General features: G+C 73.6%; 10 protein-coding genes. 4 read left to right on the forward strand and 6 right to left on the reverse strand.

Translation table 11 applies throughout. The features are described from left to right. Positions 1–131: 131 nt before the first annotated feature. Positions 132–1,010: a phosphatase PAP2 family protein gene (locus tag ACIP60_RS30195; protein WP_400690254.1), complete on the forward strand. Its 879-nt coding sequence runs from the start codon at positions 132–134 to the stop codon at positions 1,008–1,010. Positions 1,011–1,019: 9 nt separating this feature from the next. On the opposite strand, the gene ACIP60_RS30200 is transcribed toward ACIP60_RS30195, so the two are convergent. From ACIP60_RS30200 to ACIP60_RS30225, 6 genes are all read right to left on the reverse strand, one after another. After that, on the reverse strand, positions 1,020–1,877 hold the full coding sequence (locus tag ACIP60_RS30200) for a winged helix-turn-helix domain-containing protein (protein ID WP_400690257.1): 858 nt from the start codon (positions 1,875–1,877) through the stop codon (positions 1,020–1,022). Between the two features lie 169 nt (positions 1,878–2,046). Beyond that, complete coding sequence (locus ACIP60_RS30205) at positions 2,047–3,054, reverse strand: ABC transporter permease subunit (protein WP_400690260.1); 1,008 nt, start codon at positions 3,052–3,054, stop codon at positions 2,047–2,049. Beyond that, complete coding sequence (locus ACIP60_RS30210; protein ID WP_400690264.1) at positions 3,051–3,950, reverse strand: ABC transporter ATP-binding protein; 900 nt, start codon at positions 3,948–3,950, stop codon at positions 3,051–3,053. The genes ACIP60_RS30205 and ACIP60_RS30210 overlap by 4 nt, the downstream gene beginning before the upstream one ends. Continuing rightward, complete coding sequence (locus ACIP60_RS30215) at positions 3,947–4,336, reverse strand: GntR family transcriptional regulator (protein WP_400690267.1); 390 nt, start codon at positions 4,334–4,336, stop codon at positions 3,947–3,949. Before ACIP60_RS30215 ends, ACIP60_RS30210 begins: the two co-directional genes overlap by 4 nt. A 172-nt stretch (positions 4,337–4,508) precedes the next feature. After that, entirely contained in the window at positions 4,509–5,063 is a 555-nt protein-coding gene (locus ACIP60_RS30220; RefSeq protein ID WP_400690269.1) for an acetate uptake transporter, read from the reverse strand. 303 nt (positions 5,064–5,366) lie between these two features. Then, entirely contained in the window at positions 5,367–8,024 is a 2,658-nt protein-coding gene (locus tag ACIP60_RS30225; RefSeq protein ID WP_400690272.1) for a SpoIIE family protein phosphatase, read from the reverse strand. Positions 8,025–8,438: 414 nt separating this feature from the next. On the opposite strand from ACIP60_RS30225, the gene ACIP60_RS30230 reads away from it, so the two are divergent. From ACIP60_RS30230 to ACIP60_RS30240, 3 genes are all read left to right on the forward strand, one after another. After that, a complete protein-coding gene (locus ACIP60_RS30230; RefSeq protein WP_100840724.1) occupies positions 8,439–12,902 on the forward strand; it encodes a HAMP domain-containing protein in 4,464 nt (1,487 codons plus the stop codon). A 201-nt stretch (positions 12,903–13,103) separates the two neighbouring features. Further along, a complete protein-coding gene (locus tag ACIP60_RS30235; RefSeq protein WP_400690504.1) occupies positions 13,104–13,739 on the forward strand; it encodes a two-component system response regulator in 636 nt (211 codons plus the stop codon). 121 nt (positions 13,740–13,860) lie between these two features. After that, positions 13,861–16,581 (forward strand): DNA translocase FtsK, encoded by a 2,721-nt coding sequence (locus tag ACIP60_RS30240; protein WP_400690274.1) that lies wholly within the window; start codon positions 13,861–13,863, stop codon positions 16,579–16,581. The last annotated feature ends 102 nt before the right edge of the window (positions 16,582–16,683 follow it).

Genomic DNA, 16,683 nt, shown 5'->3' on the forward strand with positions numbered 1-16,683 from the left:
CGCCGATGGTACTGCAGGGGGGACCCTGTGGGAGAGTAGGACGCCGCCGAACAATCTTTGTGGGAAAGCCCCCTGACGGGATGTCAGGGGGCTTTTTCGCGTTCCCGGGAACGGGCGGGTAGCCTTCGCCAATGCAGAACCTGACGTTGACGTGGCAAACCTCGGCCGGTGCCTCCGCGGCGCTGTACGCTGCGGCGTTCGCGGTCAGGCAAGGGGTGGCTCGGCGGGCCGACGGGGAGGTGCGGCGGCGTCGGGCGGGGGTGGCGGCGGACGCGCTGCGGGAGGCGGGGACGCTGCTGGCGTTGTTCGCGCTGTGGCAGGTGGTGGGGCACCTGTCGTTGGTGGGCACCGGCCACGCGTTGGAGCGGGCGGAGTGGATCCACCGGACGGAGGGGGAGTTCGGGCTGCCGGACGAGGCGTCGTGGCAGCGGGCGGTGGTGGGGCATCCGTGGCTGGTGCAGGGGGCGAACTACTACTACGCGACGATGCACTTCGGCGTGATGCTGGTGGTGCTGCTCTGGCTGTTCCTGCGGCACCGGGCGCGGTACGCGTGGGTGCGGACCACGGTGGTGGCGACCACGGCGGTGTGCCTGCTGATCCAGTTCATCCCGGTGGCGCCGCCGCGGATGCTGCCGGGCAACGGGTTCGTCGACCTGGCGGAGCAGTACGGGCAGTCGGTGTACGGCAGCGCGGTCGCGGGGGTGGTGGCGGACCAGCTGTCGGCGATGCCCTCGGTGCACGTGGCGTGGTGCGTGATCGCGGCGGTGGCGGTGGTCTCGGCGGCGCGCGGGCCGTGGCGGTGGCTGATGGTGCTGCACCCGGTGGTGACGGTGTGGGTGGTCGTGGTGACGGCGAACCACTTCTGGGCGGACGGCCTGGTGGCGGTGGTGATCCTGCTGACCGTGTACCTGGTGCAGGCGGCGGTCTCGGGGTGGCGCCAGAAGGAGGAGGACGGGCCGCAGGCCGCGACGGCGGGGCCGGGGGAGCGGGAGCCCAGCGCGGCCCGGTAGGGCCGGAGGTCAGCCGGGCTGGGCGGAGAGCAGGGCTTCGGCGAGGGCGGTGCGGTAGTAGCGGCCGGTGGTGGTGCCGGCGATCAGGCGGGCGTCGAGCAGGACGGTGAGGTGGTCGTCGACGGCGGCCGGGCCGAGGCCGGTGAGGGCGGCCAGCTGGGTGGTGTCGCGCGGGCGGTCGAGGCCGGCCAGGAGTTCGGCGCGGGCGCTGCCGAGCAGGCGGCCCAGGCTGGCGGGCGGGGTGCGCGGGCCGGGGACGGGGGCGGCCGAGGTCGGGTAGACGAGGGCGAGCCGGTTGCGCGTCTCGTCCGGGCAGAGCCAGCCGTGGCGGGCGCTGGTGGGGACGAGCAGCAGTTCGGGGGAGGGGTGCGGGGGCGGCGGGAGGTCGGGGGCGGTGAGGCGCAGGCGGCCGTCGGGGAGCCAGCGGTGGTGCGGGCCGGGGTGGGGGAGGGCGGCGGGCCAGCCGTGGCGTTCGGCGCGTTCGCGGCGGGCGGCGAGGTCGGCGCGGAAGGCGCGCAGGCGGGCGGGCCATTCGGGGCGGACGACGTGCTGCCACGTCCAGTCGAGGAGTTCGGTGAGGTCCGGTGGCAGGTCGGCGCCGGTGAGGTCGAGCAGCCGGGGGTCGGCGTCCGGGTCGGGGACGGGCAGGCGCAGTTCGCCGGGCCAGTCGGAGGCTTGGCGGGCGCTGGGCCGGGGGGCGGGCTGCCGGGTGGCCGCGAGGTGGGCCCGGAAGGCGGGTTGGTGGGTGGCGAGCCAGCCGCGGCGCCACGGCTCGGGGCGGATCTCGGCGAGGATGCCGACCGCGGCGACCGTCTCGACCAGGGGTGAGAGCGCGAAACGGCATGCGGCGAGGGACTCCGTGCCCACCAGCCAATGACCCATCCGTTCCCCTCCGCACGCAGACAGTAGCAACCCGAGGTGAACGGGTCAGGCGATTGCGGGAGGTGCGGGGCGGACGGGAGCGGCGGCCGGAGCGGACTGGCCGGTCCGGCCGCCGCGAGTACGGGCGGGCAGGCGGGTGCGGGCGGGTGGTGCGTCAGCCGCGGCGGCGCAGACCCCACGCAGTGAGGGCGGCGAGGGCGGCGGCCAGGACGAGGTACAGCCCGGTCTCGGCGAGTTGGAACGTCCAGTAGCGGTCGGCCGGCTGGTAGTCGACGGCGACGTACAGGTCGGACTTCTTCAGGCATCCGAGGTCCGGGGGGAGGCCGGCGGAGCCCGCGCAGGGCTGGGTGCCGAGGGTGAGGACGCGGCCCGTCGCGTCGCGGACCGGCTGCGGGGCGGCGCCGGTGAGCACCCAGCCGTCGGGGATGTCGAGGACGGCGATCATCCGGGAGTCGGGGGCGAGGGTGGAGCCTTCGAAGCCCGCCATCCGGGCGCTGCCGACCGGGACGGCGCCCAGCGAGGTGAGTACGTGGACGGGCTGCTGGAGGTGCGGGCGGACGGCCAGCGGCACCAGGACCTGGACGGCGGCGAAGACGGCCAGGGTGACGGCCGCCGCGGCGAGGGTGCGGCGCAGGAACAGGCCGGCGCAGGCCCCGAGCGCGACGGCGAACGCGGCGTAGCCGAGCGGGACGAGGCCGCGCAGGTCGAACAGCAGCGGGTGGAAGCGGTCGTGGTCGCGTTGGTCGAAGGGGACGGCGTACCAGGTGACCAGCAGGCTGAGCAGTCCGGTGACGAGGACGGCTGCCGCGGTGGTGATCAGCAGCCTGCCGGCCAGCCAGCGGCCGCGGTGGACGCTCTGGGTCCAGGCCAGCCGGTGGGTGCCGGTCTCCAGTTCGCGGGCGATCAGCGGGGCGCCCCAGAACGCGCCGATCAGCGCGGGGGCGAGCAGGACGAGCGCGCCGGCGGCCAGGTACGCGCTCTGGTGGCTCTGGAGCAGCCGGTCCGCGTCGACGCACCGGCCGTCCGCGCAGCCGACGGGCAGCCCGCGGAGGCCGTCGCGCAGCCGGAGCCCGCTCACCACCAGGTAGCCGGAGGTGACGGCGAGCAGGGCGGCGGCGGTCAGGAACTGGGCGCGGTACTGGCGCCAGGTCAGCCAGGTCATCGTTGCGGCTCCGGGACGGGGCGGGGGGCGGCGGGTTCGGGTTCGGGTTCGGACGGGTGGGACAGCAGGTGCAGGACCAGGTCCTCCAGGCCGAGCGGTTCCATCACCCAGGACGGGTCGTCGACGGGGCTCTCGGCGCGGACGGTGAAGGTGCTCTGGCGCCCGGTGTGTTCGGCCCGCAGGACGTGCATCCCGGCGGGCAGGGTGTCGGCGCCGCGGCGGGTGGTGGTGAGTCGGAAGTGGGTGGCGAGCAGGTCGTCGGTGCCGCCCTCGGCGCGGACCCGGGAGTCGGCGAGCACGACCAGGCGGTCGCAGACCCGTTCCAGGTCGGAGAGCAGGTGGGAGGAGAGCACCACGGTGGTCTGCGGTTCGGACTCGGCGACGAACTCCATCAGACCCTGCAGGAAGACGCGCCGGGCCAGCGGGTCGAGGGCGGCCACCGGTTCGTCCAGGAGCAGGAGTGCGGGCCGCTTGGCGACGGCCAGGGTGAGGGCGAGCTGGGCGCGCCCGCCGCCGGAGAGGCGGCCGGCCTTCTGCGCGGGGTCGAGGCCGAACTGCCGGACGCGGCGGGCGGCGAGGGCGGCGTCCCAGCGGGGGTTGAGCTTCGCGCCCATCCGCAGGTGGTCGGCGACGGAGAGCCCGGCGTACACGGGGGTGTCCTGGGCGACGAAGCCGACCCGGGCGAGTCGGCCGGGCGGGGCGCCGAACACCTCGATGCTGCCGCTGGTGGGGGTGAGCAGGCCGCAGGCGAGTTGCAGCAGGGTGGACTTGCCGGCGCCGTTCGGGCCGACCAGGCCGACGACGCTCCCGGCGGGGACGCTCAGCGTGCAGTCGGTGAGGGCCGGGCGGCGGCCGTAGCGCTTGTGCAGCGCCCGGGCTTCGACGATCGCGGTCATCGTTCCTCTTCGGTGGGGCTTCGGACGGTCTGGCGGAACAGTGCCTCGATGGACTCCTCGTCCAGCCCGGCGGCCCGGGCGGCGGTCAGCCAGCGGCGCAACTCCCTTCGCAACGGATCGTGTTCGGACACGGCGGGGGTGCCGAGGGTGCCGGTGACAAAGGTGCCGACGCCCGGTTTGGGGGAGACCAGTCCTTCGTTCTCCAGCTGGCGGTACGCCTTGAGCACGGTGTTGGGGTTGATCGCGACCTTCGCCGCGACCTCCTTGACCTTGGGCAGCCGGTCCCCCTCGGACAGCAGGCCCAGCCGCAGCGCCTGCCGCACCTGGTGGACCAGTTGCAGGTAGGGGGCGACGCCGGACCGGGGCTCGATGTGGAACTCGATCACCGCAACCTCATTTATCTAGGTTCCTAGCACTATGGAACTGGCGGTCTGTCGGACTGTCAAGTCCTTTCTTCGGAGAGGCAGTTGACCTGCGGACATGCCGGAGCCCGGGCGCCGTGGGGGTGGCGTCCGGGCTCCGGGGTGAACGGCGGTGCGGTGGTGCGCGGTGCGGTGGTTACCTGACCGGGAGGGCGACCCGGCCCCAGCGGCCGTCGGTCAGGGCGGCGGTGGCCGAGTACCAGGCGGCGAGGCCGGCGACGGCGGCGACCCAGCCGCCGACCTTGGCCCAGCCGGAGGCGTCGGCGAAGGCTCCGATGGCGCTGAGCACCAGGGAGACCGTCAGCAGGCCGTACACCGCGCGGGTGAGCAGGCCGGCGCCCCAGGAGGCGGCGGTCAGGGTGAGCGCCAGCAGCGCCCACAGCAGCAGGAACAGGCCCGCGGTGTTCTTGCCGGCCGGGCCGGCGGCGGCCCAGGTCGCCCAGAAGGCGCCCAGGGCGGTGAACGCGGTGCCGCTGAAGCGGTCGCCGCCGCGGAACTGCCAGAGGCCGGCGACGAACAGCGTCACGCCGCCGACCAGGTTGGCCAGCGTGGCGGCGCCGCCGGCCGAGGTGTCGCTGAGGACACCCGTGCCGAGCAGGCCGTACGCCAGCAGGGTCAGACCGAGGGCCAGGTAACCGAGCGGACCCGCGTCAGCGGATCGGATGTTCGCCCCGGGGGCTTCGTTGCTCACCGGAGGCTCCTTTCACTCTGCGCCAGGGCATGGCGGGATCACGGTGAAAAGTGGGGTGTGCGGAAGGTGGTGCCGAGTGCCGGGTCGTGGGCGCACCGAAGAGAGGGTGCGGCGGCTGCGGCGAGTGAGAGAACCGGCGGCCGAGCCGCTGGTCGTGCCCTCCGGGGTGGAAGCCCCCGGTGCTTGCGGTGTACCCGGCCGCCGGGTTCCGTACCCGCGCGCCTCACGCAGGATGAGCAAGTGTGAGCAAACCGTGACCGGTTCTGACACCGGCCCGTAACCGGTTCGAAAACCGGTGATCGGTCAGCTCTGCCGCTGGGTCGGGATGCGCAGGGTCAGGATGGCCATGTCGTCGGACGGCGGCTCGGGCGCGAACCGCTCCACCGCCCGGTGCACCCGGGCCGCGACGGCGCCCGCGGTCAGGCCCGCGCAGCCGGTCAGCACCTCGGCCAGGCCGTCGTCGCCGAGCATCCGGCGGCCCTCCCGGCGCTCGGTCACGCCGTCCGTCACGCACAGCAGCACCTCGCCCGGGGCGAGGATCAACTCCTCGGCGACGAGGTCGAGTTCGTCCATCACGCCGAGCAGCGGCTGCGGCGAGGCGGCCTGGTCGACCTGCCCGTCGGTGCGCAGCCGCAGCGGCAGCGGGTGGCCGGCGCAGACCAGCGACAGGACGGTCGAGCCGTCCTCGCGGGGCGTCAGCTCGCCGTAGAGCAGGGTGAGGAAGCGGGCCCGGCTGCCCTCGTCCAGGATCGCGGCGTTCAGCCGGGTGAGCACCTGCGGGGCGTCGAGGCCCTCGCGGGCCAGCAGGCGCAGCGAGTTGCGGGCCAGGCCGGTGACCGAGGCGGCCTCGGGGCCGGTGCCGCAGACGTCGCCGATGGCGAAGCCGTAGGTGCCCTCGCGGATCGGGAACAGGTCGTAGAAGTCGCCGCCGACCTCGTTGCCCTCGCCCGCGGCCTGGTAGAAGACCTCCACCTCGACGCCGGGGATCTTCGGCAGCTCCGGCGGCAGCAGGGCGCGCTGGAACGCCTGGCTGATCGCGGTGCGCTCCGAGTACAGGCGCGAGTTGTCCAGCGCCAGGGCGGCCCGGCGGGAGAGGTCCTCGCCGAGCTCCAGGATCTCCTGGCGGAACCGGACGCCGTGCCGGGTGCCGAGCACCAGCAGGCCGATCACGCGGTTGCGGGCGGACAGCGGCATCACCACCGTCTCGCCCAGCTCCGGCCCGACCGGGTGGCCGAGGGCCCGGGCGGTCTCGGCGGGCGCGGACCACGGGCGGGCGCCCGGGCTGGGCACCGCCTCCGGGGCGGGGGACTTGTCGAGCAGGGCGCGCAGCGCGTCGATCCGGTCCTCGTCCTCGTGCAGCACGAAGGCGAGTTCGGCGCCGGCCGCGGCGTCCGTGCCGGTGGTGTAGACGGCGCACCAGGAGGAGAGGGTGGGGACGGCCATCTGCGCCATCAGGGCGAGCGTCTGCTCGTGCTCCAGGGTGCCCGCGAGCAGGTCGGAGGCCTCCACCAGGAAGGACAGCGAGCCGCGCCGCAGCCGCTCCAGCTCGCCGAGCCGGGCGCTCTCCAGGGCCAGCGCGATCCGGTCGGCGGCGAACTGCAGGCGCAGTGCGTCCTCGTTGTCGTAGCGGCCGGGGGCGGCCGCGGCCACCCCGAGCGAACCGGTCAGTCGGCCCTCGACCTTGAGCGGGACGGTGATCAGCGAGCGCAGGTCGGTGCCGTCGAGCAGCGGGGCGGCGCCGGTGGGGCGGACCGCGAGGTCCTCGTGGACGGCGGGCAGCCGGGCCGAGTCGAAGCGGCCGGCCCCGGCGTCGATCGGCAGCCGGGAGAAGCGGCGGGCCGGGCCGGCCAGGCCGGTGGCGGCGCGCAGTTCGAACTCGGTCTCGTCCTCGCTGGTGAGCAGCAGGTAGGAGGCGTCGGCGTCGAGCAGGTCGCGGGCCCGCTCGACGATCCGCTGCAGCAGGCTGGACAGGTCGTCGGGGGAGACCGGGCCGACCAGCAGGTCCAGCGGCTCGACGGCGGTGCCGGCGCTCTCCACGGCGGCCCCGGGGGTGCCGGGGCTGCGCAGCACCGCGCGGTCGGCCTCCCGGACCAGCACGCACAGCACGGTCGGGGTGCCCTGGCTGTCGCGCAGCCGCACGTGGGTGCCGTACACCTCCTGCACCGCGCCGTCGCCGCCGCGCACCGCGTACGAGCCCTCCCAGCGGGCCAGCCGCAGGGTGTCGCCAAGGCCGAGGCCGGGGGTCTGCGGCCAGACGGCCAGTTCGGCCCAGGGGCGGCCGAACACGGCGTCCGCCGGCCGGTGGAAGAGCGTCTCGGCGTCGGCGTTCCAGTGCCGGACCCGCCCGTGGTCGTCGAGCTGCACCACGGCGACCCGGACCGGGCCGTCCGTGGTCGGCAGCTCGCCGCCGGGCAGGCTGGGCAGCGCGTACCGGGTGCCGGGCCGCTGCTCGGGCAGGGCGAGCCGGAACCAGACGGTCTTGCGGCCGGCCGCGTACTCCACACCCCAGCTGCTGGACAGCGCCGAGCACATCAGCAGGCCGCGGCCGCCCTCGCCGTCCGGGTCGGCGTAGCGCTGCGAGTTCATCGTCACATTGGCGAAGGAGGGCAGGCCGCGCTCCGGGTGCCGGTCGCTGACCTCGATCCGGACGGTGTCCTCCTCGCGCAGGCAGGCCACCTCGGCGGCCGTCCCGGCGTGCACCACGGCGTTCGTGACCAGCTCGCTGACCAGCACCACGGCGTCGTCCACCACCTCGGGCACGCCCCAGCCGAGCAGGGCGTCCCGGACGAAGCCGCGGGCCGCGGCGGCCGACCGGTCGACCGGTTCGAAGGTGGCGGCTGCGCGCGCGGTGACCACGGCCACGGCTCCTCTGCTGCTGGTCCGGCGGACGGTCCGGGCGGACGGTTCGGGCGGTACTGCGGGCGCGGGGCGGCGTCGCCTCGGCCCGGTGCGGCCCTCCACCCTACTTTCCGGTTGGTACCCAGCGGGGCCGGGGCGTCGAAACAGGCACCTGGGGGTGATTTCGTTCACCACTTTCCCTGCTCGCCGGGAAAACCCCGGGCAACCGGTCCGACACCGGCTGCCGGTGCTGCCACACTGGGGGGTCCGCGTGCCGTCACCGCCGCAGTACGGTCGACAGGGACGGCGCGGGAGCCGACCGGCCGGACGCCGATCCTCCCGCGGCGGTGAACCGAGTCAGGACCTGGGAGGGCCCCGTTGAGTTCGGCGACCAAGGACGTGTCCGGTACGACGACCGCCGCTGCGCGCGGCGCCCGCCCGGTGCCGCCGTCGCGGGCCGGCGGCGGGCGGCGCCCGGGGCCGGGGCGCGGCGCGGAGCCCGCGGAGCTGCGCAAGCTGCTGACCGCGCTGACCGCGATGCGCGACGGCAACTTCCGGCGCCGGCTGACCTTCCCGGGCGACGGCCTGCTGGCCGAGATCGCCGCGGTGTTCAACGAGGTCGCCGAGCGCAACCAGCACCTCACCGGTGAACTGGCCCGGGTGCGGCGGGCGGTGGGCCGCGAGGGCCGGCTCTCGGAGCGGCTGGAGACCGGGGTCGGCGAGGGCGCCTGGATGGCGGCCGTGGACAACTGCAACGCGCTGATCGACGACCTGGCCCGGCCGATGGCCGAGGTCGGCCGGGTGCTGTCCTCGATCGCCGAGGGCGACTTGACCCAGACCATGGAGCTGCGCTCGCTGCACACCACCGGGGCGAGCTACCCGCTGCGCGGCGAGTTCCTGAAGGTCGGCCGGACGGTCAACGGCCTGGTCGACCAGCTGTCGGAGTTCACCGACGAGGTGACCCGGGTGGCGATCGAGGTCGGCACCGAGGGCAAGCTCGGCGGCCAGGCCCGGGTGCGCAGCGTCTCCGGCTCCTGGAAGGACCTGTCGGACTCGGTCAACACCATGGCGGGCCGGCTGACCGCGCAGGTGCGCAACATCGCCGAGGTGACCACCGCGGTGGCCCGCGGCGACCTGTCGCGCAAGGTCACCGTCGACGTCGACGGCGAGATGCTGGAGCTGAAGAACACCGTCAACACCATGGTGGACCAGCTCAACTCGTTCGCCGCGCAGGTCACCACGGTGGCCCGCGACGTGGGCACCGAGGGCCGGCTCGGCGGCCAGGCGCAGGTGTCGGGCGTGGCCGGCGTGTGGCGCGACCTCACCGACTCGGTGAACTTCATGGCCGCCAACCTGACCGCGCAGGTCCGCAACATCGCCGAGGTGACCACCGCGGTCGCCAAGGGCGACCTGTCGCGCAAGATCGAGGTCGACGCCCGGGGCGAGATCCTGGAGCTGAAGAACACCATCAACACGATGGTCGACCAGCTGTCCGGGTTCGCCGAGCAGGTGACCCGGGTGGCGCGCGCGGTGGGCACCGAGGGCATCCTCGGCGGGCAGGCCCAGGTGCCGGGGGTGGCCGGCGTCTGGAAGGACCTGACCGAGAACGTCAACTCGATGGCGAACAACCTGACCAGCCAGGTCCGCAACATCGCGCAGGTCACCACCGCGGTCGCCAGGGGCGACCTGTCGCAGAAGATCCAGGTGGACGCCCGGGGCGAGATCCTGGAGCTGACGAACACCATCAACACCATGGTCGACCAGCTCTCCTCGTTCGCCGACGAGGTGACCCGGGTCGCCCGGGACGTCGGCACCGAGGGCATCCTGGGCGGCCAGGCCAGCGTGCCCGGGGTCTCCGGCACCTGGAAGGACCTCACCAACTCGGTGAACCTGATGGCCAACAACCTGACCAGCCAGGTGCGTTCGATCGCCGAGGTGACCACCGCGGTGGCCCGCGGCGACGTCTCCAAGAAGATCACCGTCGACGCGAAGGGCGAGATCCGCGAGCTCGTCACCACCGTCAACACCATGGTCGAGCAGCTGTCCGCGTTCGCCGACGAGGTCACCCGCGTCGCCCGCGAGGTCGGCACCGACGGCATCCTGGGCGGCCAGGCCCGGGTCTCCGGCGTCTCCGGCATCTGGCGCGACCTGACCGACAACGTCAACCTGATGGCGTCCAACCTGACCAGCCAGGTCCGCAACATCGCCGAGGTCGCCTCCGCGGTGGCCCGCGGCGACCTGTCCAAGAAGATCGCCATCGACGCGGCCGGCGAGGTCGCCGCGCTGGCCGGCACCCTGAACACCATGGTCGACCAGCTGTCGGCCTTCGCCGTCGAAGTCACCCGCGTCGCCCGCGAGGTGGGCACCGACGGCATCCTGGGCGGCCAGGCCGGCGTCCCGGGCGTGGCCGGGATCTGGAAGGACCTGACCGAGAACGTCAACCTGATGGCCAACAACCTCACCGGCCAGGTCCGCAACATCGCCCTGGTGATCACCGCGGTGGCCCGCGGCGACCTCTCGCAGAAGATCGACGTCGACGCCCGCGGCGAGATCCTGGAGCTCAAGACCAGCATCAACACCATGGTCGACCAGCTCGGCGCGTTCGCCGACGAGGTCACCCGGGTGGCCCGCGAGGTCGGCACCGACGGCCGGCTCGGCGGCCAGGCCCGCGTCCCCGGCGTGGCCGGCACCTGGCAGGACCTCACCGAGTCGGTGAACGAGCTGGCCAACAACCTGACCCGGCAGGTGCGCGCGATCGCCCAGGTCGCCACCGCCGTCACCCGGGGCGACCTGTCGCCCCGGATCAACGTGGACGCGTCCGGCGAGCTCGACGAGCTCAAGGACAACATCAACCAGATGATCGCCAACCTGCGCGAGACCACCCGGACCAACAAGGAGCAGGACTGGCTCAAGTCCAACCTGGCCCGGATGTCCGGCCTGCTCCAGGGCCGCCGCGACCTGTCCGCCGTCGCCTCGCTGATCATGAGCGAGCTGACCCCGGTGGTCTCCGCCCAGCACGGCGCCTTCTTCCTCGCCCAGCCCGCCGGGCGCACCGCCGAACTCGTCACCGAGGACGACGACGAGAACGACATCGTGCTGCGCCTGATCGGCTCCTACGGCTACCACCGGCGCACCATGCCCACCACCTTCCGGCTCGGCGAGGGCCTGATCGGGCAGGCCGCCGTGGAGAAGCGGCCGATCGTGCTCAAGGAGACCCCGCCCGGCTACCTGAAGATCTCCTCCGGCCTCGGCGAGTCCTCCCCGGCGCACGTGGTGGTGATGCCGGTGCTGTTCGAGGGCCGGCTGCTCGGCGTGATCGAACTGGCCACCTTCTCCAGCTTCACCACCGTCGCGCTGGACTTCCTGAACCAGATCGCCGACCAGATCGGCGTCACCGTCAACACCATCTCGGTCAACACCAAGACCGAGGGCCTGCTGCTGGAGTCCCAGCGGCTGACCGCCGAACTCTCGATGCGATCCGCCGAGTTGGAGGCCCGCCAAGAGGAACTGGAGCGCACCAACGAGGAGTTGCAGGAGAAGGCCGAGCAACTCGCCCAGCAGAACCGCGACATCGAGATCAAGAACAGCGAGATCGAGGAGGCCCGGCAGATCCTGGAGGAGCGCGCCGAGCAGCTCGCCCTGGCCTCCCGCTACAAGAGCGAGTTCCTCGCCAACATGTCGCACGAGCTGCGCACCCCGCTCAACTCGCTGCTGATCCTGGCCAAGCTGCTCTCCGACAACAACGAGGGCAACCTGTCGGCCAAGCAGGTCGAGTTCGCCGAGACCATCCACGGCGCGGGCAGCGACCTGCTCCAGCTGATCAACGACATCCTCGACCTGTCCAAGGTCGAGGCGGGCAAGATGGACGTCCGCCCGGCCCGGATCGCGCTCGTCCAGCTGGTCGACTACGTGGAGGCCGCGTTCCGGCCGCTGGCCGCCGAGAAGAACCTGGACTTCGCGGTCCGGGTCTCCCCGGACCTGCCGGTCACCCTGCACACCGACGAGCAGCGCCTCCAGCAGGTGCTGCGCAACCTGCTGTCCAACGCGGTGAAGTTCACCGACGCCGGCGCGGTCGAGCTGATGATCCGCCCGGTGGCCGGCCAGGAGATCCCGCAGCACGTGCGCGAGCAGCTGCTGGAGTCCGGCACCATGGCCGACCCGGACGAGCCGCTGATCGCCTTCTCGGTCTCCGACACCGGCATCGGCATCCCCGGCAACAAGCTCCGGGAGATCTTCGAGGCGTTCAAGCAGGCCGACGGCGGCACCAGCCGCAAGTACGGCGGCACCGGCCTGGGCCTGTCGATCAGCCGGGAGATCGCCCGGCTGCTCGGCGGCGAGATCCACGTCGAGAGCGAGCTGGGCCGCGGCTCCGCCTTCACCCTCTACCTGCCGCTGCGCAGCGAGGGCCCCGAGCCGGTCACCCTGGAGCGCGGCGGCGCCCCGCGCGCCCTCGAAGCCCCCCGCACCCCCGCCGAGCAGTGGACCCAGGAGGCTCGCGGCCTGGTCGAGGAGCGCCGCCGCTCCACCGTCGAGCGCCGACGCCCCGCCGACGCCCCCCGCCCCGCCGAGGAGACCGTCCCGCGCCAGGGCGAGCCGTCCCGCCCCGCCGCCGCCCCGCCGCGCTTCGACGGCGAGCGGGTGCTGATCGTCGACGACGACATCCGCAACGTGTTCGCCCTCACCAGCGTGCTGGAGCAGTACGGCCTGACCGTGCTGTACGCCGAGAACGGCCGCGAGGGCATCGAGATGCTGGAGCAGCACGAGGACGTCGCCCTGGTGCTGATGGACATCATGATGCCCGAGCTGGACGGCTACGCGACCACCGAGCAGATCCGCCGGATGCCCCGGTTCTCCGGTCTGCCGATCATCGCGCTGACCGCCAAGGCGATGAAGGGCGACCGCGAGAAGAGCCTCCAGGCGGGCGCCACCGACCACATCACCAAGCCGGTGGAGACCGACCACCTGCTGGCGGTGATGCGCCAGCACCTGCCTGTCAGGTGACCGCCGCCCGCGGGGGCCGCTCCGGCTGGCCCCCGCGGGCGGGAACCCGGTAGGGTCACCCGTCGTTGCCAACAGTGACCGTACGGTGACGCCCGGCACCGGGCCTGTGGCAGGCGAGGGGGTACGGCTAGCATGACCGGGGCAGTGATGGGCGGCACGAAGGTGCCGGCCCACGGGAAACAACCGGCAGGAGGGCGGGTCCTGGTGCAGAAGGCGAAGATCCTCCTGGTCGACGACCGTCCGGAGAACCTGCTCGCCCTGGAGGCGATCCTCTCCGCGCTCGACCAGACCCTGGTGCGCGCCTCCTCCGGCGAGGAAGCGCTCAAAGCTCTGCTCACCGACGACTTCGCGGTGATCCTGCTGGACGTCCAGATGCCCGGCATGGACGGGTTCGAGACCGCGGCGCACATCAAGCGCCGCGAGCGGACCAGGGACATCCCGATCATCTTCCTGACCGCGATCAACCACGGACCGCACCACACCTTCCGGGGCTACGCGGCCGGCGCGGTCGACTACATCTCCAAGCCCTTCGACCCGTGGGTGCTGCGGGCCAAGGTCTCCGTCTTCGTCGACCTGTACCAGAAGAACACCCAGCTCAAGGAGCAGGCCGCGCTGCTGCGCCTGCAACTGGAGGCAGGCGGGGAGCCGGCCATCGGCGGGGCGCTGCTCGGCGAGCTGTCGGCCCGGCTGGCCGCCGTCGAGGAGCAGGCCGAGGCGCTCACCAAGCAGCTCGACGCGGGCCCGGACGGCGGCGCCGCCGCCACCGCCGCGCACCTGGAGCGGAAGATCGCCGGCCTGCGCGGGGCGCTCGACGCGCTGCGCCCCGGCTCCCCCTGACGGGACGTCGGCGTCGCCCGTCCGGGTGGTTCCCGGGCGGCTGACGGCGCGTCGGCGACACAACCCGCCGAAGTGCGCCCGCGCATGTCCCCGGCCCGGGCGCGCCGGTAGGCTGCCCCCCATGGCCACACGAACGCCCGGAAGCGCCGCACGCACCAGCAAGCCCGGGCCGGCCAAGGGCGCGCCGGCCAAGAAGGCGCCCGCCAAGGCCGCCGCGGCCAAGGCGCCCGCCAGGAAGTCCCCGGCGAAGAAGGCCGCCCCGGCCCGGCGGGCCCCGGCCGCGCCGCCGCCCCCGCCGGCCCCGCCGAGGCGGCCGATACTCTTCCGCGCCCTCCGCGCCCTCTGGCTGGGCCTGGCGCACCCGGTGGGCGCGCTGTTCCGCGGCTTCGGCCACGGCGCCCGAAACCTGCACCCCGAGCACCGCAAGGACGGCGTGGCGCTGCTGCTGCTGGCGCTGGCCCTGGTGACCGCCGCCGGGACGTGGTTCAGCCCGCAGGGCTGGCTCGGGGAGGCCGCCACCAACGTGGTCTCCGGCCTGTTCGGCCGGCTCGACGTGCTGGTGCCGTTCCTGTTCGGCGCGCTCGCCGTCCGGCTGATGCGCCACCCCGAGCTCCCCGAGGCCAACGGCCGGATCGCGATCGGCCTGAGCACCCTGGTGGTCGGCGTCCTGGGCCTGGTGCACATCGGCTGCGGCGCGCCCGCGATGGGCGCCGGAGCCACGAGGATCCGGCAGGCCGGCGGGCTGATCGGCTGGGCCGCGTCCACCCCGATGATGGCCGCGGCCGGCCCGCCGCTGGCCGTCCCGCTGCTGCTGCTGGTCGCCTTCTTCGGCCTGCTGGTGGTCACCGCCACGCCCGTCAACCGCATCCCCGAGCGGCTGCGGCTGCTCGGCGTGCGCCTGGGCGTGGTCGAGCCGCTGCCCGGCGACCCGGAGGAGGCCGGGGCGTCCGACGCCGAGCGGGCCTACTCCACCGCCCCGCCCGAGGACGCCGACCCGGACGCGCTGCCGATCACCGTCGAGAGCGACGAGCTCTCCGCCCGCCGCCGGCGCCGCCGCCGCAAGGGCGAGGGCGACGGTGGCCTGGAGCCCACCGAGCCGCTCCCGCTGGAGAAGGACCCGTACCAGACCCGGGACATCGCGGCCGGGGTCGCCGCCGACCTGGACGGCGCGCTGCTGTACGGGGTGCCCGGCTCGCCCGCGGTGGCCAGCATGATCGGCCAGGTCAAGGACAACACCGCGCCCCCGGAGGAGCCCTGGACGCCCGAGGTGCCCGCCGCCCGGGCCGCGGACGCCCCGGCGGCCGCCCCCGGCGCCCCGGCCGCCCCCGAGGGCCACGGCGCCGCCCCGGCCCGGATGGAGCAGCTCCGGCTCTCCGGCGACGTCACCTACGCGCTGCCCCCGCTGGACCTGCTGGAGCGCGGCGCCCCGGCCAAGGCCCGGTCCCAGACCAACGACGACGTGGTGGCCCAACTCAGCGGCGTGTTCGCCGAGTTCAAGGTCGACGCGCGGGTCACCGGCTTCACCCGCGGCCCGACGGTGACCCGCTACGAGGTCGAGCTCGGCCCCGCCGTGAAGGTCGAGCGGATCACCGCGCTGGCGAAGAACATCGCCTACGCGGTGGCCACCCCCGACGTGCGGATCATCTCGCCGATCCCCGGCAAGTCCGCGGTCGGCGTGGAGATCCCGAACCGGGACCGGGAGATGGTCACCCTCGGCGACCTGCTGCGCTCGCGCACCGCCGCCGAGGACACCCACCCGATGGTGGTCGGCATGGGCAAGGACGTCGAGGGCCACACCGTGATGGCCAACCTGGCGAAGATGCCGCACGTCCTGGTGGCCGGCGCCACCGGCGCGGGCAAGTCCTCCTGCATCAACTGCCTGATCACCTCGGTGCTGGTGCGCGCCACCCCCGACGAGGTCCGGATGGTGCTGGTCGACCCCAAGCGGGTCGAGCTGACCGCGTACGAGGGCATCCCGCACCTGATCACGCCGATCATCACCAACCCGAAGAAGGCCGCCGAGGCGCTCCAGTGGGTGGTGCGCGAGATGGACATGCGCTACGACGACCTGGCGGCCTACGGCTTCCGGCACGTCGACGACTTCAACGCCGCCGTCCGGGCCGGCACCGTGCAGCCGCCGCTCGGCAGCGAGCGCGAGCTGTCGCCCTACCCGTACCTGCTGGTGATCGTCGACGAGCTGGCCGACCTGATGATGGTCGCCCCGCGCGACGTCGAGGACTCGGTGGTCCGGATCACCCAGCTCGCCCGCGCCGCCGGCATCCACCTGGTGCTGGCCACCCAGCGCCCCTCGGTGGACGTGGTCACCGGCCTGATCAAGGCCAACGTGCCGTCCCGGCTGGCCTTCGCCACCTCGGCGATGGCCGACTCCCGGGTCATCCTCGACCAGCCCGGCGCGGAGAAGCTGATCGGCAAGGGCGACGCGCTGTTCCTGCCGATGGGCGCCTCCAAGCCGGTCCGGATGCAGGGCGCCTTCGTCACCGAGGCGGAGATCGCCAAGATCGTCCAGCACTGCAAGGACCAGCTGGCCGCCCGCTACCGCGACGACGTGGTGGTCGGCGGCGGCCCCAAGAAGGAGATCGACGAGGAGATCGGCGACGACCTCGACCTGCTGATCCAGGCCGCCGAGCTGGTCGTCACCACCCAGTTCGGCTCGACCTCGATGCTCCAGCGCAAGCTGCGGGTCGGCTTCGCCAAGGCGGGCCGGCTGATGGACCTGATGGAGTCCCGCGGCATCGTCGGCCCCAGCGAGGGCTCCAAGGCCCGCGACGTGCTGGTCAAGCCGGACGAACTGGACGGTGTACTGGTGACCCTCCGGGGGTAGGCGGCGGGCGGCCGCACGACCGGAGACCGCGGTGACCGCCCGTCAAGTTCTGCTGCGAGACTGTGGCACGTTCGGGCCCCCTCCGGTTGAGAAACGTTCCGC

It is taken from the genome of Kitasatospora sp. NPDC088783 (assembly GCF_044750705.1).
Classification (GTDB): Bacteria; Actinomycetota; Actinomycetes; order Streptomycetales; family Streptomycetaceae; genus Kitasatospora; species Kitasatospora fiedleri.